General features: G+C 44.2%; 18 protein-coding genes and 1 pseudogene. 17 read left to right on the top strand and 2 right to left on the bottom strand.

Annotated features, from left to right (window positions below; translation table 11 throughout):
- Positions 1-143: 143 nt before the first annotated feature.
- The gene (locus tag CE636_RS20290) at positions 144-695 is read left to right on the top strand and encodes a recombinase family protein (RefSeq protein WP_017901344.1); all 552 of its coding nucleotides are present in this window, start codon (positions 144-146) and stop codon (positions 693-695) included.
- A gap of 429 nt (positions 696-1,124) precedes the next feature.
- On the opposite strand, the gene CE636_RS20285 is transcribed toward CE636_RS20290, so the two are convergent.
- Positions 1,125-1,496 carry a hypothetical protein gene (locus tag CE636_RS20285; RefSeq protein ID WP_017901345.1) on the bottom strand — a complete coding sequence of 124 codons (372 nt, stop codon included), beginning with the start codon at positions 1,494-1,496 and terminating at the stop codon, positions 1,125-1,127.
- 930 nt (positions 1,497-2,426) lie between these two features.
- Here CE636_RS20285 and CE636_RS20280 point away from each other — a divergent pair.
- The 11 genes from CE636_RS20280 (at position 2,427) to CE636_RS20235 (ending at position 8,920) form a co-directional block, all read left to right on the top strand.
- Positions 2,427-3,595 (top strand): IS3-like element ISEc52 family transposase gene (locus tag CE636_RS20280; RefSeq protein ID WP_085929673.1). Its coding sequence is split into 2 segments (ribosomal slippage): positions 2,427-2,676 and positions 2,676-3,595, totalling 1,170 coding nucleotides; the frame shifts between segments, so codons are not numbered across the junction.
- 60 nt (positions 3,596-3,655) lie between these two features.
- On the top strand, positions 3,656-3,922 hold the full coding sequence (locus CE636_RS20275) for a hypothetical protein (RefSeq protein WP_017900993.1): 267 nt from the start codon (positions 3,656-3,658) through the stop codon (positions 3,920-3,922).
- 158 nt (positions 3,923-4,080) lie between these two features.
- A complete protein-coding gene (locus CE636_RS20270) occupies positions 4,081-4,272 on the top strand; it encodes a hypothetical protein (RefSeq protein ID WP_023286072.1) in 192 nt (63 codons plus the stop codon).
- Positions 4,247-4,876 carry a DUF6945 domain-containing protein gene (locus CE636_RS20265; protein ID WP_017900994.1) on the top strand — a complete coding sequence of 210 codons (630 nt, stop codon included), beginning with the start codon at positions 4,247-4,249 and terminating at the stop codon, positions 4,874-4,876. Before CE636_RS20270 ends, CE636_RS20265 begins: the two co-directional genes overlap by 26 nt.
- A 15-nt stretch (positions 4,877-4,891) precedes the next feature.
- Complete coding sequence (locus CE636_RS20260; RefSeq protein ID WP_017900995.1) at positions 4,892-5,431, top strand: hypothetical protein; 540 nt, start codon at positions 4,892-4,894, stop codon at positions 5,429-5,431.
- Between the two features lie 117 nt (positions 5,432-5,548).
- Positions 5,549-5,863, top strand: a complete 315-nt coding sequence (locus CE636_RS20255) for a hypothetical protein (protein ID WP_017900996.1) — start codon at positions 5,549-5,551, stop codon at positions 5,861-5,863.
- A gap of 627 nt (positions 5,864-6,490) precedes the next feature.
- Positions 6,491-6,835 (top strand): hypothetical protein, encoded by a 345-nt coding sequence (locus tag CE636_RS20250; protein WP_017900997.1) that lies wholly within the window; start codon positions 6,491-6,493, stop codon positions 6,833-6,835.
- A gap of 18 nt (positions 6,836-6,853) precedes the next feature.
- Positions 6,854-7,870, top strand: a complete 1,017-nt coding sequence (locus CE636_RS20245) for a major capsid protein (protein ID WP_017900998.1) — start codon at positions 6,854-6,856, stop codon at positions 7,868-7,870.
- Between the two features lie 116 nt (positions 7,871-7,986).
- Complete coding sequence (locus CE636_RS20240; protein WP_017900999.1) at positions 7,987-8,196, top strand: hypothetical protein; 210 nt, start codon at positions 7,987-7,989, stop codon at positions 8,194-8,196.
- A 90-nt stretch (positions 8,197-8,286) separates the two neighbouring features.
- Positions 8,287-8,460, top strand: coding sequence for a hypothetical protein (locus tag CE636_RS28870; protein WP_023286069.1), 174 nt, complete (start codon positions 8,287-8,289; stop codon positions 8,458-8,460).
- Positions 8,438-8,920: a hypothetical protein gene (locus tag CE636_RS20235; protein WP_017901000.1), complete on the top strand. Its 483-nt coding sequence runs from the start codon at positions 8,438-8,440 to the stop codon at positions 8,918-8,920. Before CE636_RS28870 ends, CE636_RS20235 begins: the two co-directional genes overlap by 23 nt.
- 71 nt (positions 8,921-8,991) lie before the next feature.
- Here CE636_RS20235 and CE636_RS20230 read toward each other — a convergent pair whose 3' ends face one another.
- Entirely contained in the window at positions 8,992-10,206 is a 1,215-nt protein-coding gene (locus tag CE636_RS20230) for a site-specific integrase (RefSeq protein WP_017901001.1), read from the bottom strand.
- Between the two features lie 314 nt (positions 10,207-10,520).
- Between CE636_RS20230 and CE636_RS20225 the strand changes: the two are divergent.
- From CE636_RS20225 to CE636_RS20210, 5 genes and pseudogenes are all read left to right on the top strand, one after another.
- A pseudogene (locus CE636_RS20225) lies at positions 10,521-11,705 on the top strand (tyrosine-type recombinase/integrase).
- 402 nt (positions 11,706-12,107) lie between these two features.
- Positions 12,108-14,681, top strand: coding sequence for a hypothetical protein (locus CE636_RS20220; protein WP_032447082.1), 2,574 nt, complete (start codon positions 12,108-12,110; stop codon positions 14,679-14,681).
- Entirely contained in the window at positions 14,626-15,465 is an 840-nt protein-coding gene (locus CE636_RS29195) for a hypothetical protein (RefSeq protein WP_017901003.1), read from the top strand. The genes CE636_RS20220 and CE636_RS29195 overlap by 56 nt, the downstream gene beginning before the upstream one ends.
- Positions 15,402-16,097 carry a hypothetical protein gene (locus CE636_RS29190; RefSeq protein WP_206613388.1) on the top strand — a complete coding sequence of 232 codons (696 nt, stop codon included), beginning with the start codon at positions 15,402-15,404 and terminating at the stop codon, positions 16,095-16,097. Before CE636_RS29195 ends, CE636_RS29190 begins: the two co-directional genes overlap by 64 nt.
- Positions 16,098-16,186: 89 nt before the next feature.
- Positions 16,187-16,909: a hypothetical protein gene (locus CE636_RS20210; protein ID WP_127837816.1), complete on the top strand. Its 723-nt coding sequence runs from the start codon at positions 16,187-16,189 to the stop codon at positions 16,907-16,909.
- Positions 16,910-16,925 lie beyond the last annotated feature (16 nt).

Below are 16,925 nucleotides of genomic sequence, written 5' to 3'. Positions count from 1 at the left end.
TTACTATGCAGTCTTAAAAGGACTTCCTTTTGAGACTATTTTACTTAACAGAAGAATGCGCCCTGATGATGTCTTAAAAGTTTGATTTTAGGTTTTGAGACAGTTATATTAATGAGACTTACTTTTGAGACAGGGAAATTACCATGACATCAATCATCGGATATGTGCGTGTGTCTACCAACGAGCAGACAGTAGAGAACCAGAAGCAGCAGATTGCTGATGCAGGTTACCAGGTTAGCAAGTGGTACTGCGATGAAGCCACAAGCGGTAGTGTGAAGGCGGCAGAGCGTAAAGGGTTCGGTGACCTTCTGGCTTACATTCGTGAAGGTGATACCTTAATTGTGGTTGGTATAGACCGCTTAGGCCGTAACACTATCGACGTATTATCCACGGTTGAGACTTTACGGGCTAAAGGTGTGAAGGTTATCAGCTTGCGTGAAGGCTTCGACCTATCAACACCTGTGGGTAAATTGATGTTAACCATGATGGCTGGACTGGCTTCACTGGAAAAGGATTTGATCGCAGAGCGTAGAACCGCTGGCATTAAACGTGCTCAGTCTGAGGGGGTTCACTGCGGTAGACCTAACAAAGTGACGCCAGAACAGGTTCAGGAGCTAATTAGCTCCGGTTTACCACCAAAGGATATTCAAAAGGAGTTGGGTATCAGCAAGGCTACTTTCTATCGTCTGAAATGATTTAACTTTACGCCCCTTGTCTCTCTGACCTCGCCACTTAGCGGGGTTTTTTATTGCCTGAAATCCACACCAGCGCGAGCACCACCACCAATCCCTCCTACGTTTCACCAGAAGCCCGTAGCGGCGTTATCTCCACACAATCGTGACTGCCTCACCCATATCACAGCGCCCCGCTGAGAGGCTCTCACAGGCCCAGGAATGGAGGGTTTTCAATTGTTTTTTCGAAGAAAATTAATTTTTTCGGTATTGAAGGGCGGATCGGTAAACTGGTTTAACACCCGACTGGGTGACAGATTTAACGAAGCCGCGTCTGTGCTGGATGTGTTGCGCACATCTCGATATAACGATCACCAAATCCCACAGGCGAGCCAGCGACAACAGACAGGATTTTCTATCAATTAACCGCAATTAACAGGTATTTAAGCTCAATTATTTCCCGCCGAAAATCCGACCGATGATGGCACCGATGAGCGCTGTCCGGGTTTCACCTGCTGCACCTTTCAGAATGTTGATCACAGTATCGCCTACGCCTGGAGCCTGCTGTTGAAGTAAATTCAAACCACGAGGTGTTAACTTGGCGGCGCTGTCCATATCGGTTGAAGAGATTATTTCGATATAACCCATATCGCTGAGAGCCTGGAGTGTGTTGCAAAGCAGGTCAATCTGAGTTCTGTCTCCTCTGGGCTTCCAGCCGAAGTCTGAAAATTCGAAAGAAGAGTAAGCCGGATAGTCCGCAAACAGTTTCACCAAGATTCCAGTTGCCATCTCGTTAAAGCAGTCTTTGCCTTGGATGAATTCCATAATGTTTCCTTTTGTTCACTGATTGAACGAGGTTACTCAGTTACGGCAGGAAGTACCAGTCAGAAGTCATCGGTAACGAATACATATGAAAAGAAGTTTTCATCGGTAATGGTTACAGATGGGTCATCGGTAACGGTTACACACCAATAAGATCAACACATTAAGATCAAATAAAAACCATTAAGATCTTTAAAACCTTAAGGTCAAAGGCAGGGTGAACTGGTGTTCACTAGTTGGTGTTAAGGAGTGATGTCTTATCGCTCTGAATGGCTCTGCCACTTCAGATATGTGTGGAAGACAAGCGCAAGCGCGTCAGTCAATGTGAACGGCTTCGATGAAGCCAGGAGCTTTAAACGCGACGTAACTCCCCCCTTGGAGGGCGGCGCTCCCCCCTCAGACTTCACAGGAGGTTCACAGAGCGCATCAGACACGCTACACGGCATTTAAACGGTAGAGGTAACCCATAGGTACTGCCTACGGCTTGGAATCGCTTAGAGTGCGTCAGGGGCGATTTGTGTAACCCTGAATTATTTCCCATCTAAAATAAGAATGCAATACATATAATTAAATTCAGCACGAATTGCTAATGACATTGTATGTTGCTTTATGGGACTATGCGGTCCAGCCCAAAATTGGATAGCACAATTTTATCCATGATGCAATAAAAAACTTGAAAAAAAGTGTGATTTATGACATAATATAATAATAAAGTAAGAAACTAATATTAATTGACCTAGGAGACTAAATGGCAAAACCAGTCCTGTTCGACTTCTCGAACGCTACCGCATCTGAGATTGTTTCTGCAATCGACAACAAGATCACCTCTTTAGTAAATCTGAGAAGTTTCAGAACTCGCGTTGAAGTGGTTTACTGAATTTGGCCACCTGAACAGAGGTGATATGCTCACCTCAGAACAACACAGGTGTCATAATGAAAAAAAGAAATTTCAGCGCAGAGTTTAAACGCGAATCCGCTCAACTGGTCGTTGACCAGAACTACACCGTGGCAGATGCAGCCAGCGCTATGGATGTCGGCCTTTCCACAATGACGCGATGGGTGAAACAATTACGTGATGAACGGCAGGGCAAAACACCAAAAGCCTCCCCCATTACCCCGGAACAAATTGAAATCCGTGAGCTCAGGAAAAAGCTACAACGTATTGAAATGGAAAATGAAATATTAAAAAAGGCTACCGCGCTCTTGATGTCAGACTCCCTGAACAGTTCTCGATAATCGGGAAACTCAGGGCGCGTTATCCTGTGGCCACTCTCTGCCATGTGTTCGGGGTTCATCGCAGCAGCTACAAATACTGGAAAAACCGTCCTGAAAAGCCAGACGGCAGACGGGCTGTATTACGCAGTCAGGTACTTGAACTGCATGGCATCAGCCACGGCTCTGCCGGAGCAAGAAGCATCGCCACAATGGCAACCCAGAGAGGTTACCAGATGGGGCGCTGGCTTGCTGGCAGACTCATGAAAGAGCTGGGGCTGGTCAGTTGCCAGCAGCCGACTCACCGGTATAAGCGTGGCGGTCATGAGCACGTTGCTATCCCGAATCATCTTGAGCGACAGTTCGCCGTAACGGAACCAAATCAGGTGTGGTGCGGTGATGTGACCTATATCTGGACGGGTAAGCGCTGGGCGTACCTCGCCGTTGTTCTCGACCTGTTCGCAAGAAAACCAGTGGGCTGGGCCATGTCGTTCTCGCCGGACAGCAGGCTCACCATGAAAGCACTGGAAATGGCATGGGAAACCCGTGGTAAGCCCGTCGGGGTGATGTTCCACAGCGATCAAGGCAGCCATTATACGAGCAGGCAGTTCCGGCAGTTACTGTGGCGATACCGGATCAGGCAGAGTATGAGTCGGCGTGGAAACTGCTGGGATAACAGCCCAATGGAGCGCTTCTTCAGGAGTCTGAAGAACGAATGGGTGCCGGCGACGGGCTATGTAAGCTTCAGCGATGCAGCTCACGCAATAACGGACTATATCGTTGGATATTACAGCGCACTAAGACCGCACGAATATAATGGTGGGTTACCGCCAAACGAATCAGAAAACCGATACTGGAAAAACTCTAACGCGGTGGCCAGTTTTTGTTGACCACTTCACGTTGGCGGCTCCAGAGTTGCCGATCGGCGCTATCCAGCTACTCGCGAAGCAATGAACATCATCAAACGCCTGCGTCAGCAAGCGAAAGATGCAAAAATCATCCGTGATATTTTGCAACCATACTCAGCAGAGTTGGCAAAAGGTCGTGATGTTATGGAAATCATCAAGCCTGTTATTAGTGCCTGGAAAGAGTTCTACTTCTCCAAAGGCTTCGGTCTGGCTGATGAGCAAGTTTTGATTCTCAGGATGATTGAATGTGGTAGTGAACTTGAGAGCTTGACCGGACGAACTACCCCGGATATGACAACCCCAGCTTAACCCGCCTTAGCTCTACCCGCTGGCAGCAATGCCGAGCTAACAAATCGCCGCAAATACGGCAGACCATATGATTAAAGCAGGCCATAGGGCCGCCTAATCCTGATCGCTCCCCGCGAAAGCAGGATCGATAACTTTTATGCATTCGGAGGAAACTTGATATGAATTTGAAGATTCAACAGCACGTATACGCCGGACTTTTAGAAGAAGCGAAGCGCCGGGGAACAACTGTTCCAAACCTTGCACGCGAAGTGCTAGAAATCGCCGCCCATCTTTTTGATAACGGTGAACCTTTACCCGCCTTGGGGAATATTAATGGAGAACATAATGAACAGCAGAGCATCGCAAAATAAGCCAGAGCTATGGATTGAAGAAGATCGCCTCCTTTTCTTTGCAGAAACCATCACAATTAAAGCAACTGGTGAATGTTTCAACATTGAGGACAAACTTGAAAAGATTCATACCTACATGCTTGACCAATATAACAGTTACCGTGCTGATGGTAAGAATTTCTATGAAGATCAGCGGGATATTGCGACTAAATGTAAATGCACGCCAAAAACTCTTAGCAAGTGGCTGAAAGTTCTTCAAGCACTTGGTCTACTTATCATTGATGAGAGCCAGAAGAGCCACTCTTACACGGTGCGGTCAGTAGTCAGCCAGCAACACAACTTGATTTTCAGCTATCCGAAATTGTTGAACGGCAAGCCGTCATACGACCATGAAGAGGCGCTTAAACGCCTTTATGCATCTCAGGGACGTAGGAACGTAAAAAATCATCAGCCAAAAACCGAAGAGAGCGGTAAGAATGAGCAAAAACCTGTTGTGGAATCTGCCGCGCCTGCTGTTGGAAAACCCGACGGCGTACCTGTTGTGGATATTCCTGTCGATGCTGATGTACCTGCCAATGATGATGCGATGAACCTGGATGAAATGTTTAATGAGATCCCATACTAATAATACGGAGGACAATTGTGTACGCAAGCAACTGGCGATTGCCAGACTACCAACAACCGCCAGGCTGACCAGGAAGAACAACTCCCCGACTTAACCAGACTGTTCAAAAATCGTGCACGAGATAGCGACGTAATAAAAAAATGCAAAACCATGCTCATCGCCGGGTATAGCCCCCAGAAAACAGCACTTTTGCTGCGCCTGCCGATAGAAAAAGTTATTGATTTATATAATAATTCCTACAATCCGAAATGCAGGCGATTTGCCAACCGCAATTCCTTTCAAGATGCAAAACTAGCCCTAACGATGTTTCATCAAGGTGAATCACTCGCTGATATCTGTGATGTGCTAGGAGGACTACATCTATATACTGTGGTGATGTCCCTCCGGCAGAATGGCGTTGCTGAATCCGCTATTGAGCAGCGTTTACCTCATGAAGGCGACCCCTTACTAATCGAATACCAACGCGTCTGCAAAAGAAAGTCTACCAGCAGATATAAGGCTATCCAGATCAATCCGGTCCAACGAGTCAACACTGGGTTGGCAACTACTGCCTGAAAGCACGGCCTGATAGCACAGTTTTGAACCTATTTGAAATTTTACCAAGCCTACCGTTGTCGATGGCTGTTTTCCTATGCCTCCGTGACGGCCTGAACCTCTACAGGAAATATAAAAATGACACTGAACAGCATTCGAAATGCTCTGTGCGCCGCGATGCATGGCATGACACCGGAGGAATACGAACTTCAAAAGGCACGGGATAATCTGAAGGGCGTCACCGATAACTTTCTGGATCAACATCCTGAATATCTCCGAGGGAGATTTGCCGAAGGCAACCCCCCTACCGAGTTAGAAGTGCTCAAATCCGTCCCGGTTAATGCCGGAACGTTTACACCTCACATTATAGATGAGGGCGCTCTCGAACGTGCTCGCGTTAAATGCCGCGAGGTTGTAGCCTCAGACCCAGACCGCTATTCACATATTATCTAACCAGCACGTAGCGGTGCTGGTTAGATATAATCTTTTATTTTGAATCACAAATAAACCAAGATGTCAATTAAATTGATGGCGAATTTAACGGTTTAATGATAAAATAATAAAAAGATGTGATTAATAGATTCGAAAGAGTCTGCGTACTACTGCCAATTGTTACGTGTCACCTCTCAGGCAGCTGGTCTCCGAAACGCTTTGCACGAGCCTCTTTGCACCAGCCAGCCGCTTATTCGTTCAGCCGGACAACAAACCCCGACTGAAACAAAATAATACTGCCGTGGTATCACCTCGACGGGATTAGCCAAAGCCCTGCCTCCTCGCAGGCCGTCATCGCCAGACGAAAACTGGCACGAGCGCGGTGCGTTTGAGACTCCTTGCCCATCAATTGGCGTTAGCCGTGCTCCCTTCTTCTTAATCTCTCCATCAGAAAAATAATAAACGCTGTTTATTTCTCTACCACCGGGGCAGGCGCTCCTGCTTCCGGGTGTTTTTTCTGCGTGGAACACGAAGCGAAAAAGGTCGCCCCTGGGCGGCCTCTTTTACACCTGTACCAAATCCCGGCAAATCTGCCGAATAACGATAACTACCTGTATATCAGGCTATTTAACTGTATGGAGATACAAAATGGCATTCGAATATGAAAGCAAAACCCCACAGGATGTATTGGTTTATACCGATAGTCCGATTTTCCACAAACGAGAAGTTATCCTCGATCTGGCTGCTGACGTGACTTGTGGTGATGTGATTAACCCGACCACTGGCGCGGCATATGTTGCAGCCGATGCTGATAACTGTGCTGTTGCACTGCAAAACCAAATCGCAGGTGAGGCACGTAGCCTCGTTATCAGTGATACCCAATGTGTTTTCAACCCGGCGGGTCTGGTTGTAGCGGCTGCTGCAAAAGATGCTGCTTACGCCGCCCTTGTTAAGCAAGGCAACCGCATTGCTGACGCAAACACCGCTATCTAATCAAGGAGAGATAACAATATGAAATTAAGTGATTTTACAAACCTTTCTGGGCAATTCGTCAAGCCGAGTGGTGAGGGGTTCCTTCTGTCCAGTCTGGGGATCTTTACCAGCCGTCCGAGTGATACACAAATCATCGCACTCGACACTTTGGAAGATGTGCAGCGTGAAGTGACTAAATCAGTTGCCCGTTATGGTTCTGAAATGAGCGCTATCAACTTCCCTAAAGCGGCTAACGTGACTATCACCGCGCCGTTACATGTCTACAGCTCAACCATCACCAGCCAGGATTGGCAGGGCAAAAGGGCACCAGGGACAAATCGCCAGATGACCGCTGAAGATGTAGTTGCTAATCATACCCTGAAGCACTACCTGCAAACCCGCCGTGACGTTGAATATGCAATGGCGCAGAGTCTTCTGCATAACGTGACTGAAGCCACGCATTTACGCGAAGGCCCAACCATTCACTGGGACCAGTTCTGGGGTATTAACCAGCCGTCTGCTGTGGTGAAAACTGGCACCAGTGCCAACGTCATTACTGAGATGCAGAACGCTGTCACGTTGCTGAAGAAAAATCTGGGTGGCTGGTCTTCCAGCATCAAGCAGGTTTATCTGCTAGCGAGTCCGAGTCTTTTCACCGCCATTCAAGGTAACCCAACCGCATATCAGGCTGCATTATTTGGAGCAACTTCCCGCGCCATCATTTTCCCTGACACTTTGGGTGCATATGATCGATACAACATTGGGCGCGTAACTGTAGTTCAAGTTGACGATCCGTTATACGGCATTGCAGATGGTGAAGGCTACATGCTGGCGACGTTCTCCAATGTTGTTGAAGGCGACCTTTCACCTTATATGACCTACTGCACGCCAGCCTCACGCCACGCAGAAGTTGCTAATGGTCCGGTTTATCCGTCTTACCATTACGTTCTGCGTGATAAGTTCATGAACTATGAGGTGGTCAGTGAGTTATCACAGATTCAGATCCCAATGCGTCCAGACTTCGTTCTGAAGGTCACTATGGACGACGCAGCGTAAGACAGCCGATTTTGGGGGCGCATTGCCCCCGCTGCTGGCGAGGCTAATGGTGCGAAGCACTCTCGCTATTGCGAGACACCTTCGGTGCTGGAGGCAAAGAAGAGGAGATACACAACATGAAATTAGCTTTGATCGGTACTGGCAACATGCCGCTTATGCAGTGGATTCTAGATGGCAAGGGCGATGATGCGATTATCAACATGTCAGCGCTGGCGCGTCGGCTTGAGTGTAGTCGTTCCAGCCTACTTGACCGCATCCATACGCATGGATTCGACAGCGCTATCAGGTACTACCTGAGCGAGAAAAGAAAAAGAATGATTAACTAACCGGACGGGAAGCCGTCCGGTTTTTTTAAAGATTTTTCTTTGTAGTGGTTATGCTTTATACTATTGGCGTAGATTAACTGGAGGTTCCCTATGAAATACTCTCCAACACAAAAAGAGATTGTTGAGATTTTGAATGCCGCCCGTACAAGTGGTAGTGTTCATTTGACTGGCTCGAGAGAAGCCCGCAAAGCGCAGTTGCAGGCTCTCCGCCGTAAAGATTTAACCGAGGAAGGTTATCAAGTTGTCCAACAGTACATCGGATAAAGGGAAATGCATTTACATCTCCAAAGTTGAGGTGGCTGAGAAATTTGCTTCAACAAGCATAAAGTTTGGTTATGATGAGGAAACGCAAGAATCCTACGATGACGACTTGTTAGATCTCCAAACGGAATGGGAGAAAAACGGGTACATTGAGATTTATGATAGCGCAGTTCATGGTGACCGCGCTGTATATCCTTTGGCTAAAGATTCAAACAAAACCCCGGGATCCTCTCCGCACTACACTGGGCTATACCATGCTCGTTTATTAAGCGATAGTAGCCCAGACCCTTTAGTTATTGTGACCTTTCAAGGGGCAACGGTAGACCCAGATCGGTATGAGAAAGCGGTTATTGAGGCTATGATTTATCATGACCTTATGTTTTTGCCTAAGGGTAAAAAAACCCCAGAAAAGATGAAAAATCAAGGTAGTTGGGTGCGTTCAAAACTCGAAGATAAAAACTAATCGCTGATTGCGTGGCTATACATTTTCAAACGAAGAGGCCTTACGTGATTGTAAGGCCTCTTCGTTTTTACTTAATTGATATCTAACGATTTATAACTCACCAACTCAACGTATTTTGATAGCTCCATCATCCCCGCGCCCTTGCTGTACGTTCTGAAACTCTCCGTTTTGCCTCGCTCATGGCCCACGATTAGGGCGATCCTGTCTTCTGGTACACCATGCCGATCAAGTTGGCTGACGAACATTCCCCGGAGACTATGAAACACCTTACGCTCTGTCCCCTGCTCTCCTAAAGCTATACGCTTAGCCCGTGTAAATCGCTGCGTATGCCACGTTGAGCGCTTGCCATCTGCACGTTCTGTGATGCTGGCATGGTAGAATAAGAAGCCATTGTGGTTGTTCTGGACGAGGTCTTTAACGAGTGTCGTCAATCGGCTATGAATTGGAACCAAGCGAGCCGCATTGCGTGTCTTACCTTCCGTCACCTCGAAACACCATACCCCCTCAACGGTTTTGATATTGCTGATTTGCAGAGAGCAGATTTCGTTAAGACGCATACCGCTATACATTCCCACTATCGCAACGGCTTTCATCTCTTCATCAAGCATCGCATACACTTTAGCCAGTTCGTCACCGCTAAAGGGTTCGTAGCTTTCCCGATCATGGCGCACGTCCAGTTTATGGCCTGTAAAAACATTCTCTTTTGGCGCGTCGTGATAACGGTTTTGAGCCAGTGTCACAAGCTGGGACAGACAACCAAGGTAATTAGCCAGCGTTTGACTAGCTTTCTCTTGTTTTGCCATGTCGAGCCAATCAGTCACCATTGTTCTGTTGATGTCGTGCAAGCGAAAATCCTTGCATCGGAAATGAGCCGTAAAGACTTCAACCGCTTTAATGTACTTGCTGAGCGTAGACAGCTTACGCCTGTCGTTGTGCTGAACAATAAATTCATCACGTAACTGGACAAGTGAAGGACAAACACGAGCCGTTGCGAAGTCTATTCCCGCATTCTGGTTTACATACTGGTGGATTGAGCGTAGTTCCTTCAGGACGCGCTCAACGCAATTTCCTTGCGGCTTAGGCTTGAGTTGCTCACGCAGAGTGAAAAATTCGTGCATGATTCTGTCCCGAATGATTCGGGCTTCCCTAATATCTGTCGTGCCAGTTGTACGCATGAAGGCTGTTCGATTCCCAAAAAGGGAACGCATATAATGCGGTATGGTGACCTTGACGGAGTACACCGAAGAGTTTTCTTTAACAAGATACGCATTAGGCTTGTATTTCATCTTTCCCCCGATCTATTATTCAGGGGCAACTGTGATCAGTTGTGTCAGTTTTGCCTTTAATGAGCAGCGCATTCGGTTCGAAGAATCAATAACTTATGAAGTAAGTTATTGGAATCGAAGGTCGTAGGTTCGACTCCTATTATCGGCACCATTTCAAACTCTTCCCAAGTAAACCGAAATCAATTAAACCCAAGAATACTGCGCTTTGTAGCCCGGTTCTTATCTTCCGTTATCAACTTGATTCAACCGAAATCAAGCACCTGTTGGGGGCATAAGTGGGGGCGTTCTGTGTTCGGTCCAGGGAGATGCCCCCAATGAAGCTTAATGCTCGACAGGTAGATGCAGCTAAACCCAGAGAGAAAGCCTATAAGCTGGCAGATAGTGCTGGTTTGTATCTTGAAGTTGTTCCCTCTGGTTCCCGATACTGGCGGATGAAATATCGCTTCAATGGAAAAGAGAAGCGTATGGCTTTTGGGGTCTATCCGGCAGTTTCCCTTGCACAAGCGAGGGCAGTGCGCAATGAAGCTAAGAAAAAGCTGGCCGAGGGTATTGATCCATCGTTTGCCAAGAAATAAGAAAAGCTGGTTCGGGATGTGCAGCTCAATAATACGTTTCAGGCTGTGGCGCTTGAATGGCACGGAACAAAGGTGAACCGATGGTCAGAAGGTTATGCCTCCGACATTATCGAAGCTTTCAATAAAGATATTTTTCCCTATATCGGCCAGCAGCCGGTGAATGAAATCAAACCGCTGGTTCTGCTTAATGTGCTGCGTCGAATGGAAAGCCGTGGCGCGACAGAGAAGGCTAAGAAGGTTCGCCAGCGCTGCAGTGAAGTTTTTCGTTACGCCATCGTTACTGGACGCGCGGAATACAATCCTGCTGCAGATCTAACCAGTGCGATGTCAGGGCATGAATCAAAGCATTATCCCTTCCTTACTGTTGAGGAGTTACCAGACTTCTTTAAAGCCCTCGCAGGCTACACAGGAAGCCCGTTAGTTGTTCTTGCAGCACGTTTGCTGATCCTATACCGGCGAGCTTCGAGGTGCTTTCTGGAATGAGTTTGATCTTGAGAAAGCGGTGTGGGAAATTCCTGCCGACCGATGAAGATGAAACGGCCTCACCTTGTCCCCCTCTCTACCCAAGCACTAGAGATCGTACAACAGCTCAAAGGGATGACTGGGCAATATCCACTGGTATTCCCAGGGCGAAATGATCCCCGCAAAACGATGAGCGAAGCGAGTATAAATCAGGTGTTCAAGCGGATTGGATATACGGGGAAGGTAACGGGGCATGGTTTCCGCCACACGATGAGTACGATTTTGCATGAGGAAGGGTTCAATACGGCAGGGATTGAAACCCAGCTGGCTCACGTTGATAAGAATGCTATTCGTGGGACGTATAACCATGCGTTGTATCTGGAAGGGCGAAGAGAGATGATGCAGTGGTATGCGGATTATATTGATAAAGTTGGAAGGGGTGCTCTCAGGAGTGCTTCATAATTAGATTTCTCTAAGCCTAACTGGATCGTTAGGAATACAGGAAAACTATATATACAATTATTGCTCCTCCATAATGGAGGGGCTGTGAATAATTATTTTTTTATGAATCACACTCAAGTTGATTATTAGCTTCCTCAACTATTAGATATAAGGTTTCTAAATCCCAGAAGAATATGTAAATTATAACTTATTTATTGGTTAACTTGAGGGGGCGATAAATAAGTTCACATTTAATGATGCTACAAACCTCGAAATACTACCCCTTTGGATGTGAGTTGGTTTTTATATGTAACTAATTGACTTATATCACATTTCATAATACACAGCATTCATTGTTTTAGGTATAATAATCCGGTTACAGCATTTTAGATGAGTACATATTCCTTATAAAGGGTTATCTAAATGGATGATTTTGAAGATAAAAAAAGATTTGAAGAGGCAATCGAAGCTGGTCAACGAAATCTCCGTGCTGTACACCTACTTAGTAACTGGTGTTCTCACTCTGAATTCATTCGATCAGAGGGGAGAAGCATGATTGAGGCTGAAACAGGGTTACCCATTGGTCACATGGGAGTTCAATGCAAATTTGTTAAGCAAAGTTCAATGCTTAGCTGGCTTCTGGAAGACTCGGTTTACAGCTTCTATAAACAGAACTGTAAACATTGTAATCAACGGGTTCCGGTGGGATTTCCCAATATTTTAGAGTTTGTAGGCCCAAGAGAAAAATCTGCCGAAGAACGAAATTTGGCTCGCAAAGAAGAAGAAAGGCAGAGAAAGCAGAAGCAGCTCAATAGACAACAAGAACGAGCAGTATTACGTCTTTCACTTACTCTAGAAGAAACGTTTGTGCTTGATTTGCTTGATGAACTCGATCAAGAAGATATAGAGAACAACGATCCCCGTTTGGAACAACTTGCTAATCTGGCACCTGAGACATTTACAAGTAAAATAATTGAACACTTGTTGCCTGCAGTGTTACATGAGAAATTACCATATTCAATGCCAGTAGCAAAAGCTTTAATAAGAACTGAATTATCACAAGCGGAAAAACTGGCAATTTCAGTATATTTAATAAACAACTTCGAATATTGTCCACCTGCTATAGAAGCAATACTCTTGGAAGCAGAGAATCTATCTGGAGATGATTTCTTAAAAGTCCTTTACCACTTTGTTAGAATGGCTGTTGAATCTCCTCCTGGAATGATGATTGGTACATTTAAGCGAAAAGTACTTAATAAAGGCCCCATTCAGTCACTTTTTAAAAAAAGACAAGCTGATATCTGTGATGTTGTTGATGAATACATAAAAGATACTCACCAGGGAAAATTTCAATTTGCTATTGAGATAATTATTGCATCGGATGATGATGAGCTGCTTCTAAGACATATTAGAAGTATATTTGCTAAGCTGATGCGTCGACGGACTCTACTCCCGGAGGAACGGAGAGATAGCAGCATTCTTTTCTTTCTTCGGGAGGCTGCTACGAAATGCTTAGATAGATTTCCCGATGAAAGCGATAAAGTTATTCAATCCTATCTTGCTGACAAAGATGATATTGGGAGACATGAGGCCAATAGAGCTTACAGATCTGTACTGCGAAATAACTATAGAAAAAAAAGTAAAATAGGAAAGACGCAAAAAATAGCTTTTAGACGTTTACTCTGGGCTGCAGTGGAAAATCCAGAGGATAGCATGGATGATGCAGGACAATTCTTTAGGCACTCTTGGGACGAATTTACTGAGCTTGCAGTTGATAATTTTGACGATTTGATCGGAGCGGCTGCAACGCTAAGCGAGAAATTTGATGCGTTGAATAAAGAAAAAATCATAGAAATAAATGAGAGTTTTCTAGATCATTTAGATAAAAGTAATAAGCGTAATGCTATTGATGGCTTACAGGGTGCATTGATTGAATGGGCTGCGATTGGAGCTAAATCTAGAGGGAGTGAAGGAATCGATGATTTTCTTCAGCTCTATAGAAGCTTACCAGAAGAACAAACTCAAATGCGTGGGAACATGATTGCCCATGTTTCTAAGTTATTAACTGGTATTGACAGCCTAACACTAGTGCTCTCTGATTGGTATCGTGCTCTTATGGATGAGAGTACATTGATTCGAGCACGTGCCGTACAAGCGTGGGAAAATGTTCCCTATGATTTAGTGAAGAATTTCCCAGATTTATTCTTCGAAGCATATTCAGTCTTGCTATTAGATCAATATGTTATGGTGCATCAGTATGCTGTTCGCGCTTTGAGCCGTAGATCTTTTCCTGAGGAGAAACGGGGACTTGTGAGATCCCGGCTGTGGAATCTAATTTGCTATTATACTCAACAAGATAAAAAAGATAATTTCATTGTAGAATGCATTGACGTATTTTCTTCTCTTTGCTTATCAGATGAAGAGAGAAAGGGAAAAATAGGATTGCTTCTTTCTAATATATTATTAATCTTAGAAGGAAGTGCACTTTATGATGCTATTAATCGATTGCGTTTCCATTTTGATGATATTCCCGGTTTTGTCAAAGTCGCACTCAAAGCAATTCAGGATAAGTATACTCGCAGTATTTCTATTGATGACTGCATCTCAGTGATATTAAGAGCGCCATATGATGAGCTTCGAAATTCTAAAGACGATCTCCAAAAAGCATTTAATGCTCTGAAACCATTTAAACCTCAACAATTTATTGAAGCATTAGTGTACGTGGCTGCGTTAAGCAAGTGTGGTGATAACGTAACTGCAAATGTTTGTTTAAAGGAACTACTGGAAGAAATTCCAAATGATGAAAGAAATACGCAATGGAAACTTAAGGCTGCTTTAGTTACAGAAGCAGCTAGTATTGAACATGCCATAAGTGTTTGCGAACCCTATAATGACTTAATTGAAAAATGGAAGGGCCTTACGGCTGAGTTGGAGAAAGAATATGAAGAACGAGCTAAATTTCGAGATTTTCCGCCAAGCTTTTTCTCCGAGAGTTGAGATTGCAGCAGCGTTGGATGGTGCACTCAAGTCCATTCCGAATGACTTGGTGAAACTTAAAGAAGCGTGTCAAAAGCTCAATGAAACGCTCGATGAGCTCGGTCAGGGATACGTTGAGGATCAATATCGTGCATATTGCATAGCAATGACTATATTTGTATCTCTAGCTGAGTGGAAACATGCTATACGTAATGCTGAGACTGATGCTCAAAGGTTTTTAAATTCAGCACAATTAAAAGCATCAGAGATCGAAATGACGACGAGTCTCTCGGAGAACAAACAATTTAATGAATTTATAGAGCAAGTCCGTTCAATCAGTAAATTAGATTCATTAAAACAAATACAAGACCAGTTAACAAGCTGGTCATTGCCTCTACTCTTATTCGCAAATCTTCGCGATAAAAATATTGAGGGGATTAGGCAAGGGATATCTAGTAAAGGGGCAAAAGAGAATAAAATACAAGAATCAACAGTTGCATTTCTAAAGTTTGATATTGATGGGGAACCAGCTCAGCAATGGAATTATCTTAAGCCGGGTACAGCTTATGACCTTAACATAGAGGTCAGGGTTTCAAATTGGCCAAAAAGTGCAAATTTCCTCTCATTAAAGCCAGTGACAATTGATGCTCGTGAGCGAGACTGGTTGCCTGATTTTAGATTTGAGAAACCAGAGGGGGAAGGCCCCTTCACACTGAAGGGATCGGTCGTGTCGTCTTGGAAGTGGCAAATTCATTTGGGTCGAGACCTTACGAATTCCTATATGCTGCCGAGTTTGACAATTTAAGTAATTGCCAAAATATTGCTATCGTAGGACATAGGCGCTTACTACTTGAAGGGAGTGATTCCGCTCAAGCTCCATTAACTGGATTTTCAAGCGTCGATAGGCATCTTATAAAAATTCGTAACATATTAAGAGCTTTCCCTGGATTACACTCAGATGACATTGCTAATACAATGGTTATACTTGGCGGCTTAGGAAATGTTGCAGCACAAGCTCTTAAAGCTAGTTTATTTATTGCTGGCACATCAGAGCAAAAATTTCAGCGTAAAATAGCCGAAATGCTTAGAAGTAGGAATGAGATTGGCGAGAACTTACAAGGCCATCCAGAGGCTGCTGGCGGGATAACGGATCTTACATTTAAAGACATTCCGATAGAACTAAAAGTTGAAAATAATAAAGTTCTTTTCCCCAAGGATTTTCAAAAATATTTCGATCAAACAGCAGCTTATGCCATTGGATTAGGTAAGCGTATCGGTATTTTGGTTGTTCTGGAATCAACGTCAAAATCAGCGCCGGTGGGAGTCATAGAGGATGATATTGAAGTATTCACTCATCCAACAGGTCAATCTCAAGTTGCAATTGTTGTTGTCGTCGTCAGAGGTGGTTTCCCTAAACCCAGTTCTTATTCTCGATAGCCATTTATATCAACAATTAGTAGAATATAAAGATTATATGGAATTGTATTTTGTCTATATGATTTTATTTTTTATGCAGAGGGCTACGTGTGAAAAGAAAAGTTGAAATAACCAAGAACAGCTTTTTTGAGCTTTTTTCTGATGCAATAACTCTTTATGAATTATCAATTGCAACAAAAGAATCATACATCAAAAAAACACTTGCCAAATCAAGTGTACTTTCAATTAACTACGCTATTGAGGCTGCAGCTAACTCATTTTTATCTTCTATAGAAATAACGCAAAAGTTAAAAGATCAAATTGACAGGTTCTCTTCACTTGATAAATTTGACTATACTCTCCAATGGCATAAAGACATATCTTTACCTCGCGGAGCCACTCAAACACAAATAATAAAAGAATTAATAGCACAACGAAATGCATTGGTACATCCCAAGATTAAAATTTTCACCGATACAATACAAACTAAACCGGGTGAAGGAAAAGTTGCTTATCAACACCAGTCTAATATTAATTCCGAACAAGCTAAAAGTAATATATCAGGTATATCCCTCGATCCTGAAATATATACTGAAAAAGATGCTTTTATTGCGATTAAGGCTCTTGTTGATTTTTTAAATTGCTATGTTAACGATTGGTGGGGTATTGATTTGGAAACATCTGCTTTATTGCTTTTGCCATCATGGAACGGCTCAATACAAGCACAATCAATAATTTATGAGCGGAACTCACTTGAGACTATTCTAAGGCATGATCCTGCACTAAAAATAAAATTTATTGGGTTGCATGGTATATTTGAGCAATTTCAATAATACTCCAAAAATTATT

Source organism: Klebsiella sp. LY (genome assembly GCF_004010915.1).
GTDB lineage: Bacteria > Pseudomonadota > Gammaproteobacteria > Enterobacterales > Enterobacteriaceae > Klebsiella > Klebsiella quasipneumoniae.
The sequence above is the reverse complement of the archived record's forward strand: the minus strand, read 5'-3'. Positions and strand labels throughout refer to the sequence as shown.

Bases quoted from the DNA above. Each gene is read 5' to 3' on its own strand.
- CE636_RS20285 (WP_017901345.1), bottom strand. From the start codon at position 1,496: ATGGAATTCATCCAAGGCAAAGACTGCTTTAACGAGATGGCAACTGGA.
- CE636_RS20290 (WP_017901344.1), top strand. From the start codon at position 144: ATGACATCAATCATCGGATATGTGCGTGTGTCTACCAACGAGCAGACA.
- CE636_RS20230 (WP_017901001.1), bottom strand. From the start codon at position 10,206: ATGAAATACAAGCCTAATGCGTATCTTGTTAAAGAAAACTCTTCGGTG.
- CE636_RS20220 (WP_032447082.1), top strand. From the start codon at position 12,108: ATGGATGATTTTGAAGATAAAAAAAGATTTGAAGAGGCAATCGAAGCT.
- CE636_RS20255 (WP_017900996.1), top strand. From the start codon at position 5,549: ATGACACTGAACAGCATTCGAAATGCTCTGTGCGCCGCGATGCATGGC.
- CE636_RS20265 (WP_017900994.1), top strand. From the start codon at position 4,247: ATGAACAGCAGAGCATCGCAAAATAAGCCAGAGCTATGGATTGAAGAA.
- CE636_RS28870 (WP_023286069.1), top strand. From the start codon at position 8,287: ATGAAATACTCTCCAACACAAAAAGAGATTGTTGAGATTTTGAATGCC.
- CE636_RS20240 (WP_017900999.1), top strand. From the start codon at position 7,987: ATGAAATTAGCTTTGATCGGTACTGGCAACATGCCGCTTATGCAGTGG.
- CE636_RS20270 (WP_023286072.1), top strand. From the start codon at position 4,081: ATGAATTTGAAGATTCAACAGCACGTATACGCCGGACTTTTAGAAGAA.
- CE636_RS29195 (WP_017901003.1), top strand. From the start codon at position 14,626: ATGAAGAACGAGCTAAATTTCGAGATTTTCCGCCAAGCTTTTTCTCCG.
- CE636_RS20250 (WP_017900997.1), top strand. From the start codon at position 6,491: ATGGCATTCGAATATGAAAGCAAAACCCCACAGGATGTATTGGTTTAT.
- CE636_RS20245 (WP_017900998.1), top strand. From the start codon at position 6,854: ATGAAATTAAGTGATTTTACAAACCTTTCTGGGCAATTCGTCAAGCCG.
- CE636_RS20275 (WP_017900993.1), top strand. From the start codon at position 3,656: ATGAACATCATCAAACGCCTGCGTCAGCAAGCGAAAGATGCAAAAATC.